This window comes from Sphingomicrobium astaxanthinifaciens (genome assembly GCF_022865105.1).
Lineage (GTDB): Bacteria > Pseudomonadota > Alphaproteobacteria > Sphingomonadales > Sphingomonadaceae > Sphingomicrobium > Sphingomicrobium astaxanthinifaciens.
On record NZ_JAKNYM010000002.1, the window covers coordinates 779,247 to 804,130 of the forward strand.

The 24,884-nt window shown below is 69.9% G+C and carries 23 protein-coding genes and 1 pseudogene; 18 read left to right on the forward strand and 6 right to left on the reverse strand.

The window, feature by feature from the left end; translation table 11 throughout:
- The first annotated feature begins 36 nt into the window (after positions 1–36).
- Positions 37–1,212: a serine hydrolase domain-containing protein gene (locus L8951_RS07660; RefSeq protein WP_244382398.1), complete on the forward strand. Its 1,176-nt coding sequence runs from the start codon at positions 37–39 to the stop codon at positions 1,210–1,212.
- Here L8951_RS07660 and sppA read toward each other — a convergent pair.
- Entirely contained in the window at positions 1,209–3,065 is a 1,857-nt protein-coding gene (gene sppA / locus L8951_RS07665) for a signal peptide peptidase SppA (protein ID WP_244382399.1), read from the reverse strand. The genes L8951_RS07660 and sppA overlap by 4 nt on opposite strands.
- A gap of 108 nt (positions 3,066–3,173) precedes the next feature.
- Here sppA and L8951_RS07670 point away from each other — a divergent pair, with 108 nt between their 5' ends.
- The 3 genes from L8951_RS07670 to groL all read left to right on the forward strand — a co-directional run bounded on the left by L8951_RS07670 (position 3,174) and on the right by groL (position 6,715).
- On the forward strand, positions 3,174–4,565 hold the full coding sequence (locus L8951_RS07670) for an MATE family efflux transporter (RefSeq protein ID WP_244382400.1): 1,392 nt from the start codon (positions 3,174–3,176) through the stop codon (positions 4,563–4,565).
- A 154-nt stretch (positions 4,566–4,719) separates the two neighbouring features.
- Positions 4,720–5,007: a co-chaperone GroES gene (gene groES / locus L8951_RS07675; RefSeq protein WP_244382401.1), complete on the forward strand. Its 288-nt coding sequence runs from the start codon at positions 4,720–4,722 to the stop codon at positions 5,005–5,007.
- Positions 5,008–5,059: 52 nt separating this feature from the next.
- On the forward strand, positions 5,060–6,715 hold the full coding sequence (gene groL / locus L8951_RS07680) for a chaperonin GroEL (protein WP_244382402.1): 1,656 nt from the start codon (positions 5,060–5,062) through the stop codon (positions 6,713–6,715).
- Between the two features lie 17 nt (positions 6,716–6,732).
- Here the strand turns inward: groL and L8951_RS07685 are convergent, their stop codons facing one another.
- Both L8951_RS07685 and L8951_RS07690 read right to left on the reverse strand, forming a co-directional pair.
- Positions 6,733–6,948 carry a hypothetical protein gene (locus tag L8951_RS07685; RefSeq protein WP_244382403.1) on the reverse strand — a complete coding sequence of 72 codons (216 nt, stop codon included), beginning with the start codon at positions 6,946–6,948 and terminating at the stop codon, positions 6,733–6,735.
- Positions 6,949–7,042: 94 nt separating this feature from the next.
- Positions 7,043–7,288: a hypothetical protein gene (locus L8951_RS07690; protein ID WP_244382404.1), complete on the reverse strand. Its 246-nt coding sequence runs from the start codon at positions 7,286–7,288 to the stop codon at positions 7,043–7,045.
- Between the two features lie 198 nt (positions 7,289–7,486).
- Here L8951_RS07690 and L8951_RS07695 point away from each other — a divergent pair, with 198 nt between their 5' ends.
- The 6 genes from L8951_RS07695 (at position 7,487) to L8951_RS07720 (ending at position 15,929) form a co-directional block, all read left to right on the forward strand.
- A complete protein-coding gene (locus tag L8951_RS07695) occupies positions 7,487–8,446 on the forward strand; it encodes an ArsR/SmtB family transcription factor (protein ID WP_244382405.1) in 960 nt (319 codons plus the stop codon).
- Positions 8,443–9,345 (forward strand): methylenetetrahydrofolate reductase [NAD(P)H], encoded by a 903-nt coding sequence (gene metF / locus L8951_RS07700; RefSeq protein WP_244382406.1) that lies wholly within the window; start codon positions 8,443–8,445, stop codon positions 9,343–9,345. Before L8951_RS07695 ends, metF begins: the two co-directional genes overlap by 4 nt.
- Positions 9,342–10,385, forward strand: a complete 1,044-nt coding sequence (locus L8951_RS07705; protein ID WP_244382407.1) for a homocysteine S-methyltransferase family protein — start codon at positions 9,342–9,344, stop codon at positions 10,383–10,385. Before metF ends, L8951_RS07705 begins: the two co-directional genes overlap by 4 nt.
- The gene (gene metH / locus L8951_RS07710; RefSeq protein ID WP_244382408.1) at positions 10,382–12,982 is read left to right on the forward strand and encodes a methionine synthase; all 2,601 of its coding nucleotides are present in this window, start codon (positions 10,382–10,384) and stop codon (positions 12,980–12,982) included. The genes L8951_RS07705 and metH overlap by 4 nt, the downstream gene beginning before the upstream one ends.
- A gap of 10 nt (positions 12,983–12,992) precedes the next feature.
- The gene (locus tag L8951_RS07715; protein WP_244382409.1) at positions 12,993–14,990 is read left to right on the forward strand and encodes a protein-disulfide reductase DsbD family protein; all 1,998 of its coding nucleotides are present in this window, start codon (positions 12,993–12,995) and stop codon (positions 14,988–14,990) included.
- Between the two features lie 63 nt (positions 14,991–15,053).
- Positions 15,054–15,929 (forward strand): phosphatase PAP2 family protein, encoded by an 876-nt coding sequence (locus L8951_RS07720; RefSeq protein ID WP_244382410.1) that lies wholly within the window; start codon positions 15,054–15,056, stop codon positions 15,927–15,929.
- Here L8951_RS07720 and L8951_RS07725 read toward each other — a convergent pair.
- Complete coding sequence (locus L8951_RS07725) at positions 15,926–17,581, reverse strand: amidohydrolase (RefSeq protein WP_244382411.1); 1,656 nt, start codon at positions 17,579–17,581, stop codon at positions 15,926–15,928. The two genes, L8951_RS07720 and L8951_RS07725, sit on opposite strands and share 4 nt — an antisense overlap.
- Before the next feature lie 50 nt (positions 17,582–17,631).
- On the opposite strand from L8951_RS07725, the gene L8951_RS07730 reads away from it, so the two are divergent.
- Positions 17,632–18,849, forward strand: coding sequence for a threonine ammonia-lyase (locus tag L8951_RS07730; RefSeq protein WP_244382412.1), 1,218 nt, complete (start codon positions 17,632–17,634; stop codon positions 18,847–18,849).
- 163 nt (positions 18,850–19,012) lie between these two features.
- A complete protein-coding gene (locus L8951_RS07735; protein ID WP_244382413.1) occupies positions 19,013–19,828 on the forward strand; it encodes an arginyltransferase in 816 nt (271 codons plus the stop codon).
- A 108-nt stretch (positions 19,829–19,936) separates the two neighbouring features.
- Here the strand turns inward: L8951_RS07735 and ctrA are convergent, their stop codons facing one another.
- Complete coding sequence (gene ctrA / locus L8951_RS07740; protein ID WP_244382414.1) at positions 19,937–20,644, reverse strand: response regulator transcription factor CtrA; 708 nt, start codon at positions 20,642–20,644, stop codon at positions 19,937–19,939.
- Positions 20,645–20,874: 230 nt separating this feature from the next.
- Here ctrA and L8951_RS07745 point away from each other — a divergent pair, with 230 nt between their 5' ends.
- Genes L8951_RS07745 through L8951_RS07755 form a run of 3 tightly spaced genes read left to right on the forward strand, consistent with a single transcriptional unit; the run spans position 20,875 to position 22,426 of the window.
- Positions 20,875–21,537 carry an RluA family pseudouridine synthase gene (locus tag L8951_RS07745; protein WP_244382415.1) on the forward strand — a complete coding sequence of 221 codons (663 nt, stop codon included), beginning with the start codon at positions 20,875–20,877 and terminating at the stop codon, positions 21,535–21,537.
- A complete protein-coding gene (gene arfB, locus L8951_RS07750; RefSeq protein WP_244382416.1) occupies positions 21,537–21,947 on the forward strand; it encodes an alternative ribosome rescue aminoacyl-tRNA hydrolase ArfB in 411 nt (136 codons plus the stop codon). Before L8951_RS07745 ends, arfB begins: the two co-directional genes overlap by 1 nt.
- Complete coding sequence (locus tag L8951_RS07755) at positions 21,947–22,426, forward strand: GAF domain-containing protein (RefSeq protein ID WP_244382417.1); 480 nt, start codon at positions 21,947–21,949, stop codon at positions 22,424–22,426. The genes arfB and L8951_RS07755 overlap by 1 nt, the downstream gene beginning before the upstream one ends.
- Here L8951_RS07755 and L8951_RS07760 read toward each other — a convergent pair.
- Positions 22,423–22,881 (reverse strand): universal stress protein, encoded by a 459-nt coding sequence (locus tag L8951_RS07760; protein WP_244382418.1) that lies wholly within the window; start codon positions 22,879–22,881, stop codon positions 22,423–22,425. The two genes, L8951_RS07755 and L8951_RS07760, sit on opposite strands and share 4 nt — an antisense overlap.
- A 102-nt stretch (positions 22,882–22,983) precedes the next feature.
- Here L8951_RS07760 and L8951_RS07765 point away from each other — a divergent pair, with 102 nt between their 5' ends.
- The 3 genes and pseudogenes from L8951_RS07765 to L8951_RS07770 all read left to right on the forward strand — a co-directional run bounded on the left by L8951_RS07765 (position 22,984) and on the right by L8951_RS07770 (position 24,852).
- A complete protein-coding gene (locus L8951_RS07765; RefSeq protein WP_244382419.1) occupies positions 22,984–24,282 on the forward strand; it encodes a pyruvate dehydrogenase complex dihydrolipoamide acetyltransferase in 1,299 nt (432 codons plus the stop codon).
- Between the two features lie 3 nt (positions 24,283–24,285).
- Positions 24,286–24,462 (forward strand): annotated as a pseudogene (locus L8951_RS11735) (helix-turn-helix domain-containing protein); the annotation flags it as partial.
- A 12-nt stretch (positions 24,463–24,474) separates the two neighbouring features.
- On the forward strand, positions 24,475–24,852 hold the full coding sequence (locus tag L8951_RS07770) for an acyl-CoA thioesterase (RefSeq protein ID WP_244382420.1): 378 nt from the start codon (positions 24,475–24,477) through the stop codon (positions 24,850–24,852).
- Positions 24,853–24,884: the final 32 nt, after the last annotated feature.

Below are 24,884 nucleotides of genomic sequence, written 5' to 3' on the forward strand. Positions count from 1 at the left end.
AGCTGTGTTATGAAAATAACACAGTGGAGTCCCTGCATGCGTTCGCGTCCCTTCCTGCTCGCCGCCACCGCCATCACCGCCGCCGCCGCGCTCGGCGGCTGCGTGGCCCCCGCCGTCGAGGCCGCGCGCGCGCCGGCCCCGCCGCCGGTTGCCGACGCGGCCCCCGCCGCGGTGACCGCGCGGCTCGCGGCGATCGCGGCGCAGCCCGAGGTGGGGGCGATCGGGCTGGCGCGGATCGAGGGCGGGCGGGTCGCGTGGACCGCCTATGCGGGCGCGCGCGCGCCCGGGGTGGCGGCCGACGACGCGACCTGGTTCAACGCCGCCTCGGTCGCCAAGACGGTGCTCGCCGAGACCGTGCTCCGGCTCGTCGCGGCGGGCCGGCTCGGGCTCGACGACCCGCTCGTCGACCATCACGTCCACCCCGACCTTGCCGACGATCCGCGCGCCGCGCTGCTGACCCCGCGCCGCGTGCTGTCGCACCAGTCGGGGCTGCGCAACTGGGCCTCGGACTATCCCGACGGCAAGCTGGCGTTCGTCGCGACCCCGGGCGACGGGCGCATCCGCTATTCGGGCGCCGCGATCGAGATGCTGCGCGCCTATCTCGAGGCGCGCTTCGGCGAGCCCTATCCGGCGCTGGTCGAGCGCTACCTGTTCGCCCCGCTCGGGGTCGAGGAGGTCGAGGTGGTGCGCGCGCCGCATGTCGCGCCGATGGCGCAGGGGGTCGATGCCACGGGCGGGTGGCTCCCCGCCTTCCTGCGTTACGAGGGCGGCGACATCATCGCCCCGGGCGAGGTGTCGGCCGCCGACAATCTCTACGCCACCGTCCCCGGCTACGCCAAGCTCCTCGCCGGGATCGGCGCGGGGACGGGGCTCGACCCCGCGCTGGTGGCGGCGCGCATGCGGCTGGCGGCGCGCGACGACACCCCGGGGTCAGGCTATGCCTGCGAGGTGGCCGACTGTCCCGACCCGCTCGGCTTCGGGCTCGGCTGGGCGCTGTTCGGGAGCGACACGCGCACCATCGTCCACCACAGCGGCAACGACGTGGCCGAACATGCGCAGGTCTGGTTCGAACCCGAGACCGGTGACGGGGTGGTGCTGTTCATGACCGGGCAGGCGCTGTTCGACGATGCCATCGCCATCCTGCGCACGGTCGATCCCGAGGCGCCGCTGGTCACCTATTACGACCAGATGTTCGCCAAATATTTCCCCTAGTCGGCGAGCCGCGCGAGCCAGCGCTCGCGCGCCGCCGCCGCTGCCCGCGGGGCGGGGGCGGTGGGGGGCACGCATTCGAGGCAGCGCGCCTGCAGGCTCGGCCCGGCGAGCAGTTCCTCGAGCGTGACGAGCGCGCGCACCAGCAGCGCGTCGGGGTGCCCCGCGAGCCGGGCGAACGCATCGGTCCTGCTCGGCTCGGGGGCCTCGGCGCCCAGCAGTTCGGCGAGCCGGGCGGCGACCCCGCGCTCGCGCTCGATCCAGTGGAGGCTGGGCTCGCCCTCGATCCCCGCGGCCTCGGCGGCGAGCGCGATGGCGGTATCGAGCCCCCCGAACCGGTCGACCAGCCCGAGCTGGCGCGCGGTGCCGCCGTCCCAGACGCGCCCCTCGGCGATCTGCGCGACGCGCTCGACCGGCAGCTCGCGCGAAGCGGCGACCAGCGCGAGGAAGCGCGCATAGGTGCTCTCGACCCCGGCCTGGAACAGCGCGTCGGCCGCCGCGGAGGGGCCCGCGAGCAGGTCGGGCTCGCCCGACAGCGGGGTGGTGCGCACCCCGTCGACCCCGACCCCGACCTTGTCGAGCGTGCCCTCGAAGCTGGGCAGCACCGCGAACACGCCGATCGACCCGGTCAGCGTGGCGGTGGGGGCGACGATCTCGTCGGCGGCGGTGGCGATCCAATAGCCGCCGCTCGCCGCGTAGGTGCCGAAGCTGGCGATGACCGGGATGTCCTTCTCGGCCTTGAGCTCCTCGAGCGCGACGCGGATGCGTTCTGAGGCGAGCGCCGAGCCCCCGGGGCTGTCGATCCGCACGACCAGCGCCGAAAGATCGCGCTTGTCCGCCGCCTCGATCGCCTTGACGAGGCTCTCGCCCGCGGCGGTGCCGGGGGCGGCGGTGCCGTCGACGATATTGCCCGCCACGGTGACGATGCCGATCTCGCCGCCCCGCTCGCGCGGGGTCTCGAGCGCGATATAGTCGGCCAGCTCGATGCGCGCGAAGCCGCCCGTCGCGTCCTCGTCCTCGCCCCCCAGCTCGGCGAGCCGCGCGTGCCACGCGGCGCGGCTCGAGAGCGTGTCGACGAGCCCCAGTTCGCGCGCGCGTTCGGCAAGGTCGGTCGAGCCCCCGAAGGCGGCGACCGGATCGTCGAGCGCGAGATCGATCTGCGCGGCGGGACGCGCGGCGCGCACATCGTCGCGCCATTGCTCGCCGAGGGTCTCGACCAGCGCGCGCATGTTCTCGCGCGCCTCGTCCGACATCGAGGAGCGGGTGAAGGGTTCGATCGCGGCCTTGTAGGTGCCGACGCGGTAGATGTTGGCGGTCACCCCGAGGCGGTCGAGCAGGTCGGCGAAATAGAGCTGGCTGCCGCCCGGGCCGGCGAGCCCGACCGCGCCGAGCGGGTTGAGGTGGATCTCGCTGGCGTGCGCGGCGAGCTGGTAGCTGTCGCCGACATAGCCGGTGGCGAAGGCGCTGACGGGCTTGCCCGCCGCCTCGAGCGCGGCGATCGCCTCGCCCAGCTCCTCCATCGCCGGCTGGCCGCCGCCGAGGAACCCGTCGAGGTCGAGCGCGACCGCGGCGACGCGGTCGTCGTCCTTGGCCGCCGCGAGCGCGGCGAGCAGGTCGGGCAGCGCCCATTCGCGCAGCACCGGCTGCCCGGTGAGCGTGGCGAAGGGGGCGGCGGGGGCGGCTTCCTCGACCACGATCCCGTCGAGGTCGACCACCAGCACGCCCTCGCCGAGCACCGGGTCGGGGGTCCCGCGCAGCGCGGCGTAGAGCAGCGCGAAGAACAGGAGCAGGAGCAGGAGCGCCAGCGCGTCCTTGATCCCGACCAGCAGCTTCCACAGGGCGCGGGCGAAACTCACGATCTTCTCTCCTCGACGGGGGTTCGCCGCCACCTTAGGCAGGCGCGCCGCGCGGCTCCACCCTTATTCGCTGGACGCACGCGCGGCGGGTGGCTAGCGGCGTTGGCCATGCGCGCCGCGGCCATCCCTCAAGTCCATCCCTGGCGAAACGAACTGCGCGCCACGCTGCGGCTCGCCTGGCCGCTCATCCTGTCGAACCTGACGATGGCCTCGATCAACGCGACCGACGTGTGGCTGATGGGCAAGGTCGGGCCGACCGCGATCGCCGGGGTGGCGCTGGCGGTGAACCTCTATTTCGCCTTCTCGCTGATCGCGCTCGGGCTGGTCACCGCGGCCTCGCCGATGATGGCGAGCGCGCTCGGGCGCAAGCTGCGCAGCGTCACCGACGTGCGGCGCAGCTTCCGCCAGTCGGTGTGGATGGTGATCACCTACGTCGTCCCCTTCTGGGCGGTCACCTGGCATGCCCGGCCGATCATCGTCGCGCTCGGGCAGGAGCCCGAACTGGCGGGCATCGCGCAGACCTTCCTGCGCGGCTACATGTGGTCGCTGCTTCCCTTCCTCTTCTTCCAGACGCTGCGCAATTTCGTCGCCGCGCTCGAGCGCCCGGGCTGGGTGCTGGTGATGAGCGTGCTCGGGGTCGGGCTCAACGCCTTCTTCGGCTACGGGCTGATCTTCGGCGCCTTCGGGCTGCCCGAGCTGGGGGTGTTCGGGGGCGGGCTGGCGGGGACCATCACCTGGACGATCCTCGCCGCGCTGCTCAGCCTCGTCGTCGCGCGCGACCGGCAGTTCCGCCGCTTCCACCTGTTCGGGCGCTTCTGGCGCCCCGACTGGCCGCGCTATCGCGAGATGTGGCGGCTCGGGCTGCCGATCGGGCTGGCGCTCGGGTTCGAGGGCGGGGTGTTCTCGGCCGCCGCCTACCTCATGGGGCTGATCGGCGAGGCCGAGCTGGCGGCGCATTCGGTCGCGCTCCAGATCGCGGCGCTCTCGTTCATGGTGCCGTGGGGGATCAGCCAGGCGGCGACGGTGCGCGTGGGCATCATGTACGGGCGGCAGGACCATGCGGGGATCGGGCGCGCGGGCTGGACCGGCTGGGCGCTGGCGGTCGGGTTCATGGCGGTGATGGCGGTGGTGATGCTCACCTTCCCGCGCGCGCTCATCACCATCTTCCTCGAGGACACCGCCGAGAATGCGGCGGTGATCGCGCTCGGGGTGACCTATCTCGGGGTGGCGGCGATCTTCCAGCTGGTCGACGGCGCGCAGGTCGCCGGCGCGGGCGCGCTGCGCGGCATCCACGACACCAAGGTGCCGATGATCTTCACCTTCGTCGGTTACTGGCTGATCGGCATCGGCGTCGGCGTCTGGCTCGCCTTCGCGCAGGGCTGGGACGGGGTCGGCATCTGGTCGGGGCTCGCGATCGGGCTGGCGATCGTGGCGGTGCTGATGGCGGGGCGCTGGAGCCGGCGCGAGCGGCTCGGGCTGACGGTCGCGCGCGCGGCCTAGCCGGCGCCTCCCCCGGCGGGGCAAAAAAACTGCCGGGCCAGCGGTTGACTCGTTGCCGGGCGCATCCCAAATGCGCTGCCAGCGCTGGCACTCTCCGCGCGAGAGTGCCAGTCGTCGAGCCAAGAGTTCAACAACTGAGAAAGCAGAGGAAACCATGGGTTTCAAACCGCTTCATGACCGTGTCCTCGTCCGCCGTGTCGAGGCCGACGAGAAGACCGCCGGGGGGATCATCATCCCCGACAGCGCCAAGGAAAAGCCGCAGGAAGGCGAAGTCGTCGCCGTCGGCTCGGGGGCCAAGGCCGAGGACGGCAAGGTGACCCCGCTCGACGTCAAGGCCGGTGACAAGATCCTGTTCGGCAAATGGTCGGGCACCGAAGTCAAGATCGACGGCGAAGACCTGATCATCATGAAGGAAAGCGACATCCTCGGCATCGTCAGCTGAGCCGACCGCTTTCCCCTCTGAGTATTCCAGACCAAGAGAAAGGCAATCCACCATGGCTGCCAAGGAAGTGAAATTCGGGCGGGACGCCCGCGAACGCGTGCTGAAGGGCGTCGACATCCTCGCCGATGCCGTCAAGGTCACGCTCGGCCCCAAGGGGCGCAACGTCGTCATCGAGAAGAGCTTCGGCGCGCCGCGCATCACCAAGGACGGTGTCAGCGTCGCCAAGGAAATCGAGCTCAAGGACAAGTTCGAGAACATGGGCGCGCAGATGCTGCGCGAAGTGGCCTCGAAGACCAACGACATCGCCGGTGACGGCACCACCACCGCGACCGTGCTGGCGCAGTCGATCGTGCGCGAGGGCATGAAGTCGGTCGCCGCGGGCATGAACCCGATGGATCTGAAGCGCGGTATCGACCTCGCCGTCACCAAGGTGGTCGAGGACCTCAAGAACCGCTCCAAGCCGGTCGCGGGGTCGGACGAAGTCGCGCAGGTCGGCATCATCTCGGCCAACGGCGACCGCGAGGTCGGCGAGAAGATCGCCGAGGCGATGGACAAGGTCGGCAAGGAAGGCGTCATCACCGTCGAGGAGGCCAAGGGGCTCGAGTTCGAACTCGACGTCGTCGAGGGCATGCAGTTCGACCGCGGCTACCTCTCGCCCTACTTCATCACCGATCCGGAAAAGATGCTGGTCGAACTCAACGACCCCTATATCCTGATCCACGAGAAGAAGCTGTCGAACCTGCAGGCTATGCTCCCGATCCTCGAGAGCGTCGTCCAGTCGGGTCGCCCGCTGCTGATCATCGCCGAGGACATCGAGGGCGAGGCGCTCGCCACGCTGGTCGTCAACAAGCTGCGCGGCGGCCTCAAGGTCGCGGCGGTCAAGGCGCCGGGCTTCGGCGATCGTCGCAAGGCGATGCTCGAGGACATCGCCATCCTGACCGGCGGCGAGATGGTCTCCGAGGATCTCGGCATCAAGCTCGAGAATGTGAACCTCAACATGCTCGGCACCGCCAAGCGCGTCAGCATCGACAAGGACAACACGACCATCGTCGACGGCGCGGGTGCCAAGGACGCGATCGAGGCGCGCACCGCCGCGATCCGCCAGCAGATCGAGAACACCAGCTCGGACTATGACCGCGAGAAGCTGCAGGAACGGCTCGCCAAGCTGGCCGGCGGCGTCGCCGTGATCAAGGTCGGCGGGGCCACCGAGGTCGAGGTGAAGGAACGCAAGGACCGCGTCGACGACGCGCTCCACGCCACCCGCGCCGCGGTCGAGGAAGGCATCGTCCCGGGCGGCGGTACCGCGCTGCTCTATGCCACCAAGTCGCTCGACGGGCTGTCGGGCGAGAACGAGGACCAGACCCGCGGCATCGACATCGTGCGCCGCGCGCTGCAGGCGCCGGTGCGCCAGATTGCCTCGAACGCCGGGTTCGACGGCGCGGTGGTCGCGGGCAAGCTGATCGACGGCAACGACGAGACGCTGGGCTTCAACGCCGCCAACGACACCTACGAGAACCTCGTCTCGGCGGGCGTCGTCGACCCGACCAAGGTCGTGCGCACCGCGCTGCAGGACGCGGCCTCGGTCGCCGGGCTGCTCATCACCACCGAAGCCACGGTGGCCGAGCTGCCGAGCGACGACAAGGCCGGTGCCGGCGGCATGCCCGGTGGCATGGGCGGCATGGGCGGCATGGGCGGCATGGACTTCTAAGTCTTACCGCCGACTGCTCAGTCGGAAGAAAGGGGGTCGGGCACTGCGGTGTCCGGCCCTTTTTCTTGTGCCTCGCGCGGCGGCGCGGGGTCGGCCGCCTCGGCAGCATCGAGTCGCGCCTCGATCGAGGCCAGACGCTCGCTCGCCGCGGCGTCGGGGCGCGGCGGCGGATCGGGCTCGCGCGCGCAGGCGGCGAGCGCAATGGCGGGGATCAAGAGGAGCGCGCGACTCATGCGCGCGATCCTAGCGCAGCTTGCCGCGCAAAAGAAAAGGGCCGCCCGGCGAACCGGACGACCCTGATCTCACCCGAAGGTGGAAGGCAGCCAGTTAGTCGGCAGCGGCTTCCGTTTCGGTTTCGCCTTCGACGGCAGCTTCGACGTCGGTCGCAGCTTCGTCCATCTCGGCGATGGCTTCTTCGGCTTCGCCTTCGACGGCTTCGCCAGCGGCTTCAGCGTCCGCTTCCATGGCTTCACCGGTTTCTTCGATGTTGGTTTCGACGGTTTCGTCGGTCTGGGCTTCGCAAGCCGCGAGGCCGAGGGCCAGGACGGCAGCAGTCAGAGCAACCTTCTTCATAATGTATTCCATTCCTTGTTAGCGTGCCCGCTCAACGCGCGCACAAGGCACGACCCGCTCCTATCGCTAGGGGCGGGCCTGCGCACTGATTTAGTCCACTGGCATCGGTGGCGCAATGATCTTTTCACATCGGCCGTCCACGGGCGCCGGTGAAATTCTCACTTGCGAGACATAAAGATTTCCTTATGCCTTTAAGCGATGGCCGACGAGATTGATCTCTTGGCGCTTTTCCAGGCGCTCGCGGATGAAAGCCGGTTGCGGATCTGTTTCCTGCTGACCGAGATGGAGCTGACCGTGGGCGAGATCGCGCAGGCGCTCGGCCAGTCGCAACCGCGCGTCTCGCGCCACTTGCGAATCCTCGACGAGGCGGGAATCGTGACGCGCCGCAAGGAAGGCGCGTGGACCTTCGTGACGCTCGACCTGCCCGAAGGCTCGCCGGTGCGTGCGCTGATGGCGGCGGCGGGGGGCGCGACCGCGCGCGCGGTCGCCGCCGATGCGCGGCGGCTCGAGGCGATCCGCATCGAGCGCGCCGAGACCGCGAGCCGCTGGTTCAACGCGCGCAGCGAGCAGTGGGAGCTGCTGCGCGCGCTGCATGCGCCCGAGGAAGAGGTCGAGGCGGCGATTGTCGCCGCGCTCGCGGGGCGCCCGCTGGGGCGGCTGGTCGATGTCGGGACCGGCACCGGGCGGATGCTCGAACTGTTCGCCCCCGGCGCCAGCGAGGCGGTCGGGATCGACCGGTCGCCCGACATGCTGCGGATCGCGCGGGTACGGCTGGAGGCGGCGGGGGAGGCGGTGCGCGCGAGCCTGCGGCAGGGTGACATGTTCGCGCTGCCGCTGCCCGACGGCCATGCCGACACGGTGATCCTCCACCAGGTGCTGCATTTCGCGCACCAGCCGCGCGCCGCGATCGACGAGGCGGCGCGCATCCTCGGCCCCGGCGGGCGGCTGGTGCTGGTCGATTTCGAGGCGCACGGCCGCGAGGAGCTGCGCCGCGACCACGGCCACCAGCGGCTCGGCTTCGCCGACGAGGCGATCGAGCAGCTGATCAAGCTGGCGGGGCTGGCGCCGCGCCCGCCCGCGAAGGTCGCGGGGGGCGAGCTGACCGTGGCGGTGTGGACCGCCGATCGTCCGGGCAAGGCGAAGCGGAGAGCGGCATGACCGATACCACCGCCGACGCGCCGCCGCCGCTATTCGCGCGCCCCGACGGCGATATCGACGTCAGCTTCGAATTCTTTCCGCCCAAGAGCGAGCAGATGAACGCGAAGCTGTGGTCCTCGATCGAGCGACTGGCACCGCTTGGGCCCCGCTTCGTGTCGGTGACCTATGGCGCGGGCGGCTCGACGCGCGCGCGCACCCACGCGACGGTCAAGCGGATCGTCGAGGAGACCAGCCTCACCCCCGCGGCGCACCTGACCTGCGTCGGCGCGAGCCGCGACGAGGTGCAGGCCATCGCGCGCGACTATTGGGACGCGGGCGTGCGCCATATCGTCGCGCTGCGCGGCGATCCGCCCGAGGGCGAGCCCTTCGCGCCCCACCCCCAGGGCTATGCCAATGCCGCCGAGCTGGTCGCGGGGCTGCGGCAAGTCGCCGACTTCGACATTTCGGTCGCCGCCTATCCCGAATGCCATCCCGAGGCGCTCAGCTTCGAGGCCGATCTCGACCACCTCTTGCGCAAGATCGACGCGGGCGCGAGCCGCGCGATCAGCCAGTTCTTCTTCAACCCCGCGCCCTTCTTCCGCCTGCGTGACGCGCTGGCCGCGCGCGGGCGCGACATCGAGCTGGTGCCGGGCATCCTGCCCGTCTCGAACGTGGCGCAGACGCGCAAGTTCGCAGGGCTGTGCGGCACCCAGATCCCCGCGTGGATGGAAGCACGCTTCGAGGGGCTCGACGACAATCCGGCGGCGCGCGAACTTGTCGCGGCGACGATCGCGGCCGAATTGTGCGGGCAGCTCTATGCCGGCGGGGTGCGGCATTTCCACTTCTACACCCTGAACCGCGCCAACCTGTCCTATGCCATCTGCCGCCTGCTCGGGGTGCAGCCGGGGGTGATCGCATGAGCAAGGCCGCGGAACTGCGCGCGCTCGCGAAGGAGCGGGTGCTGGTCAAGGACGGCGCCTATGGCACCGCGATCCAGCGGCTCGGGCTGGGCGAGGCGCAGTTTCGCGGGGCGGTCGCGCTGACACGCGAGCAGCGCGGCAACAACGACCTCCTCAACCTGACCCAGCCGGACGCGGTCGAGGCGATCTGCGCCGCTTATGCCGAGGCAGGGGCGCACGTCCTGGCGACCAACAGCTTCAACGCCAATGCGATCAGCCAGGCCGACTATGGCGCCGAGGCGCTGGTTCACGACATCAACGTCGAAGGCGCGGCGATCGTGCGCCGCGTCGCCGATCGCTTCGCCGCGGACGGCATGCCGCGCTTCGTCGCGGGCGCGGTGGGGCCGACCAACAAGACGCTGTCGCTCTCGCCCGACGTCGCCGATCCCGGCTACCGCGAGGTCGGGTTCGAGGAGGTGGTGCGGGTCTATGAGGAACAGGTGCGCAGCCTCGCCGAGGGCGGGGTCGATTTCATCCTGATCGAGACGATCTTCGACACGCTGAACGCTAAGGCGGGGATCATGGCGGTCCGGAACGTCGAGCGCGCGCTGGGCCGCGAGTTGCCGATCATGCTGTCGATGACGCTGACCGACCTGTCGGGGCGCAACCTGTCGGGGCATACGGTCGAGGCCCTCTGGGCGAGCGTGCGCCATGCCGCGCCGCTGACGATCGGGCTCAACTGCTCGTTCGGTGCCGAGGCGCTGCGCCCGCATTTGAAGGTGCTGAGCGCCCGCGCCGATACGCTGGTGATGGCCTATCCCAATGCCGGGCTGCCCAACGATCTCGGCGACTATGACGAAGGCCCGGGCGAGACGCGCGCGCAGGTCGACGACTGGCTTGCCGAGGGGCTGGTCAACATCGTCGGCGGCTGCTGCGGGACGACGCCCGAGCATATCGCCGCGATCGCAAAGGCGGTCGAGGGGGTGGCGCCGCGCCGCCTCGCCGATCCGCCCGAGGCGATGCTGCTGGCGGGGCTCGAACCGCTCGAGGTGCGCGCATGACCCTCGATGCCAGCCGCTTCGTGATGATCGGCGAGCGGACCAACGTCACCGGGTCGGCACGCTTCAAGAAGCTCATCCTGAAGGGCGATTACGAGGCCGCGGTCGAGGTCGCGCGCCAGCAGGTCGAAAATGGCGCGATGGTGATCGACGTCAACATGGACGAGGCGCTCTTGGACGGCGCCGAGGCGATGGCGACCTTCCTCAAGCGCATCGCCGCCGAACCCGATATCGCCCGCGTGCCGGTGATGGTCGACAGCTCCAAGTGGGCGGTGATCGAGGCGGGACTGCGCTGCGTGCCGGGCAAGCCGATCGTCAATTCGATCAGCCTGAAGGAGGGCGAGGAGGATTTCCTCCGGCTCGCCGCCCGGGTGCGCGACTATGGCGCGGCGGTGGTGGTGATGGCCTTCGACGAGGAAGGCCAGGCCGACAGCAAGGATCGCAAGGTCGCGATCTGCAAGCGCGCCTACGACCTGCTCGTCGCCAACGGCTTTCCCGCGCACGACATCATCTTCGACCCCAACATCTTCGCGGTGGCGACGGGGATCGACGAACATCGCCGCTACGGCGTGGATTTCATCGAGGCGGTGAAGGAGATCAAGGCGCGATGCCCGGGCGTTCAGATCTCGGGCGGGCTGTCCAACCTCAGCTTCTCGTTCCGCGGCAACGAGACGGTGCGCCGTGCGCTGCACAGCGTCTTCCTCTACCACGCCATCCCCGCCGGCCTGTCGATGGCGATCGTCAATGCGGGGCAGCTCGACGTCTATGACGAGATCGACCCCGAATTGCGCGACGCCTGCGAGGACGTCTTGTTCGACCGGCACGACGGGGCCACCGACCGGCTGATCGAGCTGGCGCAGCGCTACCAGGGGCAGGGCGCCAGGGCCTCGGCGCGCGACGACAACTGGCGCGCACTGGGGGTCGAGAAGCGGCTCGAACATGCGCTGGTGAAGGGGCTCGACGCGCATATCGAGGCCGATGTCGAGGAAGCGCGGCAGGGCGCGGACCGCGCGCTCGACGTCATCGAGGGCCCGCTGATGGACGGCATGAACCGCGTCGGCGACCTGTTCGGCGCGGGCAAGATGTTCCTGCCGCAGGTGGTCAAGTCGGCGCGGGTGATGAAGAAGGCGGTGGCGGTGCTGCTGCCCCATATCGAGGCCGAGAATGCGGGCGAAAAGCGCGCCGCCAAGGGCAGGATCCTGCTCGCCACCGTGAAGGGCGACGTCCACGATATCGGCAAGAATATCGTCGGCGTCGTGCTCCAGTGCAACGGCTACGAGATCGTCGATCTCGGCGTGATGGTCGGCTGGAGCGACATCCTCGCGGCGGCGCGGCACCACGAGGTCGACATCATCGGCCTGTCGGGGCTGATCACCCCGAGCCTCGATGAAATGGTGCACAATGCGAGCGAGATGGAGCGCGAGGGGCTGAGCCTGCCGCTGCTCATCGGCGGGGCGACGACCAGCCGGGTGCATAGCGCGCTGAAGATCGCGCCCGCCTTTTCGGGCCCGGTCATCCACGTCAACGACGCCAGCCGCGCGGTCGGGGTGGCGGCCAGGCTGATGGGCGAGGAGCGCGCGGCCTACACCGCCGAGGTGGCGGCGGACTATGCGCGGATCCGCGCGGGCCGCGCGGGCAAGGGCAAGCGCGCGCTGGCGAGCTACGCCGAGGCCTTGGAGAATGGCTTCACGCTCGACCCCGACGGCATCGCGCCGCCACCGCAAAGCCTCGCGCGGCACGAATGGGACGGCTGGGACCTCGCCGACCTGCGCGCGGCGATCGACTGGACCCCCTTCTTTCGCGCGTGGGAGCTGCACGGCACCTATCCCGCGATCCTCGAGGACGAGGTCGTCGGCGCGGCGGCGCGCGCGCTGTTCGCCGACGCGCAGGCGATGCTCGACGAGATCGTCGCGGAAAATTGGCTGACCGCGCGCGGGGTGGCGCAGGTGTGGGAGGCGCGGCGCGAGGGCGATGACCTGATGGTCAATGGCGGCACGCGGCTGCCGATGCTGCGCCAGCAGGTGAAGAAGCGCGCGGGCCGCGCCAACATGAGCCTCGCCGATTTCGTCGCGGCGGACGGCGATCATGTCGGCGGCTTCGCGGTGGCGATCCACGGCGCCGAGGAGCGCGCCAGCGCGTTCGAGGCGGCGGGGGACGATTATCGCGCGATCCTGCTGAAGGCGCTCGCCGACCGCCTCGCCGAGGCCTTCGCCGAGCGGCTCCACCAGCATGTCCGCACCACTCAATGGGGCTATGCCGCCGACGAGGCGCTGACCAACGAGGAGCTGATCGCCGAAGCCTATCGCGGCATCCGCCCCGCGCCCGGCTACCCGGCCTGTCCCGACCATGGGCTGAAGCCGATCCTGTTCGAGCTGCTCGGCGGCAACCCGGCGGGGATCACGCTTACCGAGAATCACGCCATGTGGCCCGCGAGCGCGGTTTCGGGCTTTTATTTCGCGCATCGCGACGCGGCCTATTTCGGGGTCGCGCGGGTCGGGGTCGACCAGCTCGAGGACTATGCGCGGCGCGCCGGGCTCGACATGGCTACCGCCAAAAAGCGGTTGTCGCCCAATCTCGACGAGGAGGCGGCGGCAGGCTAGGGCAGGGGCCGTGATCCAGCGCCTGTTCCTCGCCTTCGCCATGCTCTGCGCCGCGCTGCCCGCGCACGCGCAGCCTTCGACCCATCTCACTCCGCGGCTCGAGGTCGACGGGGCGCTCCATGACGGCAAGGTCGAGGCGGCGATCGTGTTCGAGGCCGAACCCGGCTGGCACGGCTATTGGAAGAACCCGGGCGATGCGGGGCTGCCGCTCGCTGTCGAGTGGGACGTGCCCGAGGGGGTCGAGGTGGGCGAGATCCGCTTCCCCACGCCGATGCGCTACGAGGCGGCGGGGCTGGTCAGCTACGTCTATCGCGGCGAGCATGCGATGCTGACCGAGATTCGCGCCGATGCCGATGCGCCCGACAGTTTCACCGTGCGCGGCCGCGCGACCTGGCTGGCGTGCACCGACAAGGTCTGCGTGCCCGAGCGCGGCAGCTTCGCCACCGTGGTCGAGCGCGGCGCGCCGCAGGGCGCGACCGACGCGGATTTCGCGCGCTGGCGCGCCGCGCTGCCGCGCCCGCTGGCGGGCGACGCGCACTATGCGACCAGCCGCGAGCGGCTCGGCATCGCGGTGCCCATCCCCGCCGACCTCGCGCTCGGCAAGCCCGACCTGTTCATCGCGCAGAACCGCGTCATCGACACCGCGGTCGAGCCCGTCTTCCGCCGCGACGGCGACCGGTTGATCGCCGAACTGGCGCTGCACCCGCGCGCCGATCCCGCCGATTTGCCTGCCGAGATTGGTGGCATCGTCAAGCTGGGGACGGGGCAGGGGCTCGAATTCACCGCGACGCGCGGGCCGGTGCCGACGGGGGGCACCCCGCTCGCTGATACCCGCCCCGCGGCAATCCTCGCCGCGCTGTTCGGGGCGCTGATCGGCGGGCTCATCCTCAACCTGATGCCCTGCGTCTTCCCGGTGCTGACGATGAAGGCGCTCCACCTCGCGAGTAGCGGCACCGACGAGGCGCGCGCGCGGCGCGATGCGATCGGCTACACGCTGGGCGCGGTGGGGGGCACGGCGTTGCTCGGGGTAGTGTTGCTGTTCCTGCGCGCGGGCGGCGATGCGGTCGGCTGGGCCTTCCAGCTGCAGGACCCGCGCACGATCTTCGTCCTGCTCCTGCTCGCCACCGCGATCACGCTGAACCTCATCGGGCTGTTCGAATTGCCGGTCGTCGGCGGGCGGATCGAGGCACGCTCCTCGATCGGCACGGGGGCGCTCGCCGCCTTCGTCGCCACGCCTTGCGCGGGGCCCTTCCTCGGCACCGCGCTCGGGACCGCGCTGATCCTGCCCGAGGCCGCCGCGATCGGCATCTTCGCGATGCTCGGGCTGGGGCTGGCATTGCCCTTCCTCGCGATCGGCTTCGTGCCCGCGCTGCGCAACCGGCTGCCCTGCCCGGGGCCGTGGATGGCGCGGCTCAAGCGCTACCTGGCGATTCCGATGGGGGCGACGGTGCTCGCCTGCCTGTGGCTCCTGTGGCGGCTCGCCGGGCCGATCGGGCTGACCAGCGGGCTGGTCGCGCTGGGGCTGCTGGTCGGCATGTTCGGGCTGCTCGGGCGGCGGCTCGGGCTGCTGCGCTACGCGGTCGCGGGCAGCGTGCTGGTCGCGGTCCTCGGGCTGGTCGTCCTGCCGCCCGAGCCGATCCAGCGCACGCAGGCGGTGGCGGGCGCGCAGACCTGGTTGCCCGAGCGGGTCGCGGCGGCGAGCGCGGCGGGGCGCCCGGTGTTCGTCTATTTCACCGCCGACTGGTGCCTCACCTGCAAGGCCAACGAGAAGATCGCGATCGACCGCGAGGAGGTGCGCGACGCGTTCGAGGCGGCCGATGTCGCGGTCTTCGTCGCCGACTGGACCGACGGCAACGACCGCATCACCCGTTTCCTCGAGGAGCGCGGGCGCGCGGCGGTGCCGGTCTATCTGTGGTATCCGCCGGGCGAGGGCAAGCCCGAGGAACTGCCGCAGATCCTCACCCCCTCGATGCTGGTCCAGCGGGCGCAGGCGGCGCGCGCGCCTTAAGCGCTTCTTTACCATGCGGGCCTAGCCTCGGGGCCGGTATTTTCACGGTCCGGGACCCCTTGCATGTTTCCTCGCTGGCTGCCCCTGGCGCTGCTGTGCACCTTGCCCTCGCTGGCCATCGCGTGGGATTATTTCCACGTCCGCGCGCTGCTCCTGTGGGTCGTTTGCGCCGGCGTCACGGTCGGCCTGTTCGCGATCCTCCAGCTGGCGCGCGGCAAGGGGCTGCGCGAGGTGCCCGGGACGCTGCTGCTGGCGCTCGCCGCCGGGGTGGGCATGGCGGGCTATTCCTCGATGAAGATGTGGCTCAACCAGTTCGGGCTGACCGCCGATTCATGGCTCGCCGACCTGGATGCGCTGCTCTTCTTCGGCGATCCGTGGCGCTATCTCGCCTGGCTCAAGGGCGGGCACCTGATGGTGGTCTACCACTGGAGCTGGGCGCTGTTCATCGCCGTCTCGCTCGTCCGGGCGCGGCGCGACCATGCCTTCATCGGCGGCTGGTTCATCCTGTGGGGGATCTTCGCGCCGCTGGTGCAGTGGCTGGTGCCCGCGGGCGGGCCGGTCTTCTACGAGCGGCTTGGCCTCGGCGACCGCTTCGCGGGCATCGACCCGGCGACGGCGGGGATGTTCGTCGACTATCTGTGGAACGCCTACCTCGCCAACGACACCGAGATCGGCGGCGGCATCAGCGCCATGCCCTCGATGCATGTCGCCTCGGTGGTGTGGGGCGCGCTGCTGTGGCGCAGCCCCGCGGCGGCGGCCTATGCGGCGATCATCTTCCTGCTCAGCATCGCCTCGGGCTGGCACTATGCGCTCGACGGGATCGTCGGCGGGCTGCTCGCCTGGGGGGCGGTGGCGCTGGCGCGGCGGCTGCGCTTCCTGAAGGCGCGGGCCGAGGACGAGGCGGCGCCAGTCGAACCGGCGCCCGCCCCCGCCGCCTAGTCGGCGCTCCAGACCTTCTCGCCCCCGACATAGGTGGCGAGCACCTTCGTGTCGGCGATGGCGCGCGGGTCGCCCGCCGAAATGTCGCGATCGACGATGATGAAGTCTGCGTGACGCCCGGGGGCGAGCGCGCCGAAGCGCTCGTTGGCCTCGCCCGCATAGGCGGCCCACTGTGTGAAGCCCGCGAGCGCCTGCCCGAGGCTCAGCACCTCGTGCGCGCGCCAGCCCCCGCGCGGGGCGCCATTGGCGTCCTCGCGGGTGACCGCGACCTTGAGCCCGACGAAGGGGTTGGGATGCTCGACCGGGAAATCGGAGCCGAAGGCGAGGCGGGTGCCCGCCTCGTGCAGGCTCTTCCACGCATAGGCGCCGCCGAGCCGGTCGGGCCCGAGCCGCTTCTCGGCCATCTGCCAGTCCGACGTCTGGTGCACCGGCTGCATCGAGGCGATGATGCCCGCCTCGGCAAGCCGCCCGAGGTCGGCGGGATCGAGGATCTGGACATGCTCGATGCGGTGCCGCTCGGCGGGGGCATCGAGCTCCTCGAGGATCGCGATCACCTCGGCGTTGGCGGCATCGCCGATCGCGTGGATGGCGAGCTGGAAATCGTGGTCGGCGGCCCAGTCGGCCGCCGCGCGCAGTTCGGCGGGCGACATGACGGGCAGCCCGCGATGCCCATGCTGGTCGGCGTAATCGGCCTTCAGGAGCGCCCCGCGCGAGCCCAATGCGCCGTCCGAATAGAGCTTCACCCCGCCCATCCGCAGCCGGTCGCCGTAGAGCCACGGGGTCGGCGCGGTGCCCGCGATCGCCTGCGCCGGGCCGACATTGGCCGAATAGCTCATGATCCGCACGTCGAGTTCGCCCGCATCGCCAGCGCGGCGCATCGCGTGCCAGTCCTCGACGCTCGTCCCCATGTCGGCCACCGCGGTGAGCCCGTTCGCGAGCATGAAGCGCTCGGCGGCCTCGAGCGCGCGGTCGAACAGGGCGGCGTCGGGGGCGGGAATATGCTGGTTCACCAGCGCCTCGGCGGTATCGATGAAGACCCCGGCGGGGCTGCCGTCGGCGAGCCGCTCGATCGCGCCGCCCTCGGGGTCGGGGGTGGCGGCGGTGATCCCCGCGATGGCGAGCGCGCGGCTGTTGCCCACCGCGGCATGCCCGTCGACGCGGCCAAGCCAGACCGGACGGTCGGCGACCACCGCGTCGAGGTCGGCAGCGGTGGGAAAGCGCCCCTCGGCGAACAGTTCCTGGTTCCAGCCGCGCCCGACGATCCACGGCAGGTCGGGGTTGGCGGCGGCATAGGCCGCGACACGGCGCTGCAGTTCCTCGATCGAGGCGGTCCCGCCAAGGTCGAGCTGGAGCAGCGCGAGCCCCAGCCCCATGACATGGCCATGCGCGTCGATCAGCCCGGGCAGGACATGCGCCCCGCCAAGGTCGACCCGCTCGTCGGCCGCGGGATCGAGGGCTTCGCCGGGGGCGTAGAGCCGCACGATCCGGCCGCGCTCGTCCACCCGCATCGCGGCGAAGCGCTCGAGCGTCCCCTCGGCGGTGGCGTGGAGCCCGTCGGCATTGACGTAGAGCGTGTCGGCCTGCGTCGGGGCGGCACCGAGGACGATGGGGGCGAGCGCGGCGCTGGCCGCGAGCAGGAGCTTTCTGGTCATGCCCTCGCATAGCATTGTCTACCGCCAACGAAAGGGCTAGGCGGCTGGGCATGGAGAGGGAAATCACTGTCGAGGACGTCCGCGCCGCCGCCGCGCGGATCGAGGGCCATGTCGTCAAGACGCCGATGGCCAAGTCGCGTACGCTGAGCGAGCTCATCGGGGCCGAGGTCTGGCTCAAGTTCGAGAACTACCAGTTCACCGCCGCATACAAGGAGCGCGGCGCGCTCAACAAGCTGTGCCAGCTCACCGAGGAAGAGAAGAAACGCGGGGTCATCGCGGCCTCGGCGGGCAACCATGCGCAGGCGGTGGCCTATCACGGCGCGCGGCTCGGCATCCCGGTGACCATCGTGATGCCGACCGCGACCCCGACCATCAAGGTCGAGCAGACCGAGGGGCATGGCGCCACCGTGGTGCTCGAGGGCAAGGTGTTCGACGATGCCTATGCGCATGCGCAGGCGCTCGCGGACGAGAAGGGCTATGTCTTCGTCCATCCCTTCGACGACCCCGACGTGATCGCCGGGCAGGGCACGGTCGGGCTCGAGATGCTCGCCAAGGTGCCCGATCTCGACGTGCTCGTGGTGCCGATCGGCGGCGGCGGGCTGATGAGCGGCATCGCCATCGCCGCGCGCGCGGCCAACCCCGACATCGAGATCGTCGGCGTCGAGGCGGCGATGTTCCCGGCGATGAAGAACATCCTCGAGGGCAAGACGAGCGTGATGGGGGGCGACACGCTGGCCGAGGGGATCGCGGTCAAGGAGCCGGGGCGGATCACCCGCGCGATCATCGGCAAACTGGTCGACCGGATCGAACTGGTCGAGGAAGCCGCGATCGAACATGCCGTCGCGCTGCTCGTCGGGATCGAGAAGACGGTGGTCGAGGGCGCGGGCGCGGCGGGGCTCGCGCATCTTCTCGCGGATCCGCAAGCCTATGCGGGCAAGAAGGTCGGCACCGTCCTGTGCGGGGGCAATATCGACCCGCACCTGTTGTCCAACGTGCTGGTGCGCGAGCTGGTGCGCGCGGGCCGGATCGCGCGGCTGAAGATCGAGGCCGAGGACCGCCCCGGCGCGCTCGCCGCGATCACCGCCAAGTTCCAAGAATGCCGGGTCAACATCATCGAGACCAACCACCACCGCGTGTTCACCGCGCTGCCCGCCAAGGACACGCTGATCGAGGTCGAGTGCGAGGCGCGCGACGCGGCCGCGATCGACGGGCTGATCGAGGCGCTCGAGGGGTGCGGGTTCAAGGTGCGGCGCGAGGCGATCGTCTAGGGCGCCGCCCCGCGGGCGCGCCGCGGCACCCGATTAACCAGATTGCGTCTCAAGCCGGCACAGACTGACTCAGAACCGGGCACCGGGCGAGGTGCAAAAACGTTGCAGACCTGTTAACTTCCTTCCACATCAAGTCGGTAAGGATTGAACGCAGGAGGTCCGGGTGAGCGCCCCATTTCGCTTCCCCAAGTTTTTCGTCACCAACCCGGCACCCTGCCCCTATCTGCCGGGCAAGGTGGAGCGCAAGGTGTTCACCGAGCTGTCGGGCCGCAACGCCGCCGAGTTGAACGAGGCGCTGGGGCGGATCGGCTTCCGGCGTTCGCAGTCGGTCGCCTATCGCCCGAGCTGCACCGACTGTTCGGCCTGCGTGTCGGTGCGCGTGCGCGCCAAGGACTTCGCGCCGAGCCGGACCCAGCGCCGGCTGCTGCGCGCCAACGCCGACCTCGACGTCACCGCGTGCAAGCCGTGGACCACCGCCGAGCAATATGAGCTCCTCTCGCGCTACCTGGCCGAGCGCCATCCCGGCGGCGGCATGGCCGAGATGGACGAACAGGATTTCGCCGACATGGTCGAGCAGACCCCGGTGCGCACCTACCTGATCGAATATCGCGAGCCCGCCGATGCCGCCGGGCGCCCGGGCAAGCTGGTCGGCGCCTGCCTGTCCGACCAGCAGGGCGACGGGCTGAGCATGATCTACAGCTTCTTCGATACCGGCCCCGAGGCGCGCAAGGGGCTCGGCACCTATATCATCCTCGACCATATCATCCGCGCGCAGCGCGCCGGGCTGCCCTATGTCTATCTCGGCTATTGGGTCGAGGGGTCGGACCGGATGGCCTACAAGACGCGCTTCAAGCCGATGGAGCGCCTCGGGCGCGACGGCTGGCGACCGATGGAGGAAAGCCTCACGGTCGACTATGCCGACCGCTCCAAGCCGCTGCCCCAGCGCAGCCGCCCCGCCAAGGTGGTGCCGGTCAAGTAGCGCCGATCGACGGGGCCGATTCGGCGGGTAAAAGAAAAGGGCGGCGGTGCCTCGCGCACCGCCGCCCTTTTCGCTTGCCCCACGCGCTCGGCGTCGCGGGCGGACGGGTCAGGCCGCGGCCTCGCCCGTCGCCTTGTCCTCTTCGGGATCGCGCAGCACGTAGCCGCGGCCCCACACGGTCTCGATGTAATTCTCGCCGCCGCAGGCGAGGCTGAGCTTCTTCCTGAGCTTGCAGATGAAGACGTCGATGATCTTGAGTTCGGGCTCGTCCATCCCGCCATAGAGGTGGTTGAGGAACATTTCCTTGGTCAGCGTGGTGCCCTTGCGAAGCGAGAGCAGCTCGAGCATCGCATATTCCTTGCCGGTCAGGTGGACGCGGTTGCCGTCGACCTCGACCGTCTTGGCGTCGAGGTTGACCGCCAGCTTGCCGGTGCGGATGACCGACTGCGAATGCCCCTTCGAACGGCGCACGATGGCATGGATGCGCGCGACCAGCTCGTCGCGGTGGAAGGGCTTGGTGACATAGTCGTCGGCGCCGAAGCCCAGCGCGCGGACCTTCGAGTCCATCTCGCCGATCCCCGACAGGATCAGCACCGGCGTCTGCACCTTGGCGGTGCGCAGCTTCTTCAGGACGTCATAGCCGTGCATGTCGGGCAGGTTGAGGTCGAGAAGGATGATGTCGTAATCGTAGAGCTTGCCAAGATCGAGGCCCTCTTCGCCCAGATCGGTGACATAGGTGTTGAAGCCCTCGGTCGAGAGCATCATCTCGATGCTCTTGGCGATGGTGGCGTCGTCCTCGATCAGCAGTACACGCATAAAAAATCCCCCGATTAGTCCGGAATTAAGGGCGTTACCGTAAACCACAAGTAACTGGCGCTTAACGCCGTCTAAGCGTCCATTAACCATTACCTATCTGACGCCCAAAAGTTAACAAAGTCATAAAGGTTAACGGAAGCCTTTTTCGGTCCGCCCTGTGACCGAAAGGACTCAATGTGGAGGCAAGCGGGGGCCTTTCCCTCGGGCGCGCGGGTCGGTACGGGGGCGCCATGGACCTCGAGACCCGCATCATCTTCATCGACGCCGCCGTGGTGGCCATCGACAAACCCGCCGGTTTGCCCGTCGACACCCCGCGCCGCGGGGGCGATTCGGTCGAAGCCCGGCTGCCCCAGCTGCAGCAGGGCTACAAGCGGCTCCCCGCGATCATGCACCGGCTCGACCAGGACACCTCGGGATGCCTGCTGCTCGCGCGCAACCCGCCCGCGCGCAAATGGGTGCAGGCCGCGTTCGAGCGCCACGAGGTGCGCAAGCGCTACGTCGCGCTGCTCGGCGGCCCGGTCGAGGGCGATGCCGGCGTCATCGACCTGCCGCTTGCCAAGGTGTCGAGCGAGCAGGCGGGCTGGCGGATGGTCGCCGACCCTGCGGGCAAGCCCGCGGTGACCAACTGGAAGAAGCTCCACGAGGCGGACGGGCGCACGCTGGTCGAGTTCGTCCCCGAGACCGGGCGCACGCACCAGATCCGCGTGCACGCGCGCGAGGGGCTGGGCGTGGGGATCGTCGGCGACCGCGTCTATGGCTTCCCGGGCGGCCCGATGCTGCTCCACGCGCACCGGCTCGAGGTGCCGCGCCCCAAGGGCCGGACGATCAAGCTCGAAGCGCCGCTGCCCGAACATTTCGGCGAATGGGCGGCGTTCGCGGGGGTGTCCTCCTGATGAAGCCCGAGGACGTCGCGCTGCCCGAAGAGGCGCTGGAGGAAAGCTATCTCGCTGCCTCGGGTCCCGGCGGGCAGCATGCCAACACCACCGAGACGGGGGTCCAGCTGCGCGTCGACCTGATGGCGCTGGGGCTGAGCGGGCGGGTGCTCAACCGGCTGCGCCACCTCGGCGGCTCGAAGGTCACCAAGGATCGCGCCGCGATGGTGATCACCGCCAAGGGCTCGCGCAGCCGCGAGGACAATCGCCGCGAGGCGCGCGCGCGGCTTGCCGAGATGATCGCCAAGGCCCATGTGGTGCCGAGGAAGCGCCGCAAGACCAAGCCGAGCCGCGCCGCCAAGGCGCGGCGCACCGACGCCAAGGTGCAGCGCGGCAAGGTCAAGAAGATGCGCGGGAAAGTGGACTACTGATGTACGACTTCAAGATCGAGGCCGGCGACAAGCCCGCCTTCTACGACGAACTCGCCAAGGCGCTGGCCAGCCTCGTCGCGGGCGAGCCCGATGCGGTCGCCAACATGGCCAATGCGAGCGCGCTCATCATGGAGCAGCTGCCCGACCTCAACTGGGCGGGTTTCTACCGCCACGTCGGGGGCGAGCTGGTGCTCGGCCCCTTCCAGGGGCGCGCGGCGTGCATCCGCATCCCGCTGGGCAAGGGGGTGTGCGGGGCGGCGGCCGCGACGCGCGAGACGCAGCTGGTCGAGGACGTGCATGCCTTCCCCGGCCATATCGCGTGCGACGCGGCGAGCCGGTCCGAACTGGTGGTGCCGATCCTCAAGGACGGCGCGCTGTTCGGGGTGCTCGACCTCGACAGCCCGATCCCGGCGCGCTTCGACGAAGAGGACCGCGCGGGGTGCGAGCGGCTGGTGAAGGTGCTCGAGGCGGCGCTCTAGGCGAGCAGGTCGATCCGCTCGTCGTCGAGACCGCCGGGGACGAGCAGCACGGGGCAGGGCAGGTCGCCCGCGCCCTCGCCGGTGAAATGCTTGACGATCGGCCCCGGGTTCTTGCCCGGCGCGGCGCCCAGCACCAGCGCGGCGAGGTCGTCGCGCCCGTGGATGATCTCCTTGATCACCTTGACCGGGTCGCCCTGGCGGATGGTGATGGTCGGCTTGATCCCGCTCGTCTCGACGATCTCGCCCACGGTCGCGGCGATCGCCGCCTCGACGCGGTGGAAATCCTCCTCCTCGATCGCCGCCTGCACCCCGCCCCACGAGACGAATTCCTGCGGCTCGACGATGGCGAGCACCTCGACCCCGCGGTCGGTCTTCTGCGCCCGCCTCGCGGCGAATTGGAGCGAGACTTTCGCCTCCTCGCTCTCGTTGACGATGACGAGATAGTGCTGGTCCATTCACCCCTCCGTCCCGAGTGCTGCGGCAAAAGCGCGCGCCATGCAAGGCTTGACGGGGCGGGGGCATTTGGGGTTGAGCGCTTCACGAACAAGGAGACTTTCATGCCGACCGAACTGAAGATGCCCGCGCTGTCGCCGACCATGGAGGAAGGCACGCTGGCCAAATGGCTGGTCAAGGAAGGCGATGCGATCAGTTCGGGCGACATCCTCGCCGAGATCGAGACCGACAAGGCGACGATGGAATTCGAGGCGGTCGACGAGGGCACGCTGCTCAAGATCCTCGTCGACGAGGGCACCGACGGGGTCGCGGTCGGCACCGTCATCGCGATGATCGGCGAGGAGGGCGAGGAAGTGGGCGAGGTCGAGGCTGCCGAACCCGAAGCGAAGAGCGCACCCGAGGCCGCACCCACCCCCGACAAGGGCTATGGCCGCGACAGCGCGCCCGAACCCGCGACCAAGGAAGTCCCCGCCGCGCCGCCTGCGCCGAAGAAGGATGGCGAACGGATCAAGGCGAGCCCGCTCGCGCGTCGGCTCGCCGAGGCGCAGGGCATCGACCTTGCCGCGCTGACCGGTTCGGGCCCGGGCGGCCGCATCGTGCGCGCCGACGTCGATGCCGCCGCGGGCAAGGCGCCCGCCAGCGCCGAGGCCGCCGCGCCCGCCGCCAGCGCGCCCGCACCGAGCGCCGCGCCCGCCGAGGTCGAACCGCTCGACATCCCGCACGCGGTCGAGAAGCTGTCGAACATGCGCAAGACGATCGCGCGCCGCCTGACCGAGGCCAAGCAGCAGATCCCGCACATCTACCTCACCGTCGATGTCCAGCTCGACGCGCTCTTGAAGCTGCGCAGCCAGCTCAACAAGAGCCTCGAGGATCGCGGCATCAAGCTCAGCGTCAACGACATGCTGATCAAGGCGCAGGCGCTCGCGCTCATCGAGGTGCCCGAGTGCAACGTGTCCTTCGCGGGCTCCAACCTCATCAAGTACGAGCGCGCCGACATCTCGGTCGCGGTGTCGATCGACGGCGGGCTCATCACCCCGATCATCGAGAACGCCAACGAGCGCTCGCTGTCGTCGATCTCGACGGGCATGAAGGAACTCGCCGGGCTCGCCAAGGAGGGCAAGCTGCAGCCGCACCAGTATCAGGGCGGCACCGCGAGCATCTCCAACATGGGGATGTTCGGGATCAAGGCGTTCGACGCGGTGATCAACCCGCCGCAGGCGATGATCCTCGCGGTCGGCGCGGGCGAGAAGCGTCCGCACATCATCGACGACAGCGTCCAGATCGCCACCATCATGAGCGCCACCGGCAGCTTCGACCACCGCGCCATCGACGGCGCCGACGGCGCCAAGTTCATGCAGGCGTTCAAGCGGCTGGTCGAGAATCCGATGGGGCTGGTGGCGTAAAGGATGCCAGAGGCCGCTTCTCGGCTGAGGTCTGCGAGAATCAAAGCGGGTTTCCAGTCGGCGAAGGACGCTGCATCGGCGGCGGGCGTGCCTCCGCCCACTTACTTTGGACATGAAAACGGAACGAGGGGCATCTCGGCCGAGAAGGCAGCCATTTACGCCGAACTTTTTGGGGTAACACCTCAATGGATCATGTTCGGTGAGGGGGGTGAAGTCCCCCTCATCCGCGTCACCGCCATGCCGGCGGACACCAACCCCTATGGCGGGATCTTCGGCGGCTGGCTGATGAGCCAGATGGCGCTCGCGGCGGGGTCGCTCGCCTCGCGGCACTCGAAGGGCAAGGCGGTGGTGGTGGCTGCCAACGAGCTGTCGTTCCCCGGCGCGATGGAGGTGGGGGACGAGCTCTCCGTCTATGCCGAGCTTCTCCAGGAAGGCACCACCTCGATGACCATCCGCGCCACCGCCAAGGGGCGCGAGCGCGACGGGGAGCGCGAGTTCGACGTCGCCAGCGGCACCTTCACCTTCGTCGCCACCACACCCGACAACCGCAAGCGCCCGGTCCGCGGCTGACGCACGCGCCGCGGCGGGCTTGATCGGACGAC

Coding starts and splice junctions, on each gene's coding strand:
- L8951_RS07660 (WP_244382398.1), top strand. CDS start 37: ATGCGTTCGCGTCCCTTCCTGCTCGCCGCCACCGCCATCACCGCCGCC.
- L8951_RS07670 (WP_244382400.1), top strand. CDS start 3,174: ATGCGCGCCGCGGCCATCCCTCAAGTCCATCCCTGGCGAAACGAACTG.
- groES (WP_244382401.1), top strand. CDS start 4,720: ATGGGTTTCAAACCGCTTCATGACCGTGTCCTCGTCCGCCGTGTCGAG.
- groL (WP_244382402.1), top strand. CDS start 5,060: ATGGCTGCCAAGGAAGTGAAATTCGGGCGGGACGCCCGCGAACGCGTG.
- L8951_RS07685 (WP_244382403.1), bottom strand. CDS start 6,948: ATGAGTCGCGCGCTCCTCTTGATCCCCGCCATTGCGCTCGCCGCCTGC.
- L8951_RS07690 (WP_244382404.1), bottom strand. CDS start 7,288: ATGAAGAAGGTTGCTCTGACTGCTGCCGTCCTGGCCCTCGGCCTCGCG.
- L8951_RS07695 (WP_244382405.1), top strand. CDS start 7,487: ATGGCCGACGAGATTGATCTCTTGGCGCTTTTCCAGGCGCTCGCGGAT.
- metF (WP_244382406.1), top strand. CDS start 8,443: ATGACCGATACCACCGCCGACGCGCCGCCGCCGCTATTCGCGCGCCCC.
- L8951_RS07705 (WP_244382407.1), top strand. CDS start 9,342: ATGAGCAAGGCCGCGGAACTGCGCGCGCTCGCGAAGGAGCGGGTGCTG.
- metH (WP_244382408.1), top strand. CDS start 10,382: ATGACCCTCGATGCCAGCCGCTTCGTGATGATCGGCGAGCGGACCAAC.
- L8951_RS07720 (WP_244382410.1), top strand. CDS start 15,054: ATGTTTCCTCGCTGGCTGCCCCTGGCGCTGCTGTGCACCTTGCCCTCG.
- L8951_RS07725 (WP_244382411.1), bottom strand. CDS start 17,581: ATGACCAGAAAGCTCCTGCTCGCGGCCAGCGCCGCGCTCGCCCCCATC.
- L8951_RS07730 (WP_244382412.1), top strand. CDS start 17,632: ATGGAGAGGGAAATCACTGTCGAGGACGTCCGCGCCGCCGCCGCGCGG.
- ctrA (WP_244382414.1), bottom strand. CDS start 20,644: ATGCGTGTACTGCTGATCGAGGACGACGCCACCATCGCCAAGAGCATC.
- L8951_RS07745 (WP_244382415.1), top strand. CDS start 20,875: ATGGACCTCGAGACCCGCATCATCTTCATCGACGCCGCCGTGGTGGCC.
- arfB (WP_244382416.1), top strand. CDS start 21,537: ATGAAGCCCGAGGACGTCGCGCTGCCCGAAGAGGCGCTGGAGGAAAGC.
- L8951_RS07755 (WP_244382417.1), top strand. CDS start 21,947: ATGTACGACTTCAAGATCGAGGCCGGCGACAAGCCCGCCTTCTACGAC.
- L8951_RS07760 (WP_244382418.1), bottom strand. CDS start 22,881: ATGGACCAGCACTATCTCGTCATCGTCAACGAGAGCGAGGAGGCGAAA.
- L8951_RS07765 (WP_244382419.1), top strand. CDS start 22,984: ATGCCGACCGAACTGAAGATGCCCGCGCTGTCGCCGACCATGGAGGAA.
- L8951_RS07770 (WP_244382420.1), top strand. CDS start 24,475: ATGTTCGGTGAGGGGGGTGAAGTCCCCCTCATCCGCGTCACCGCCATG.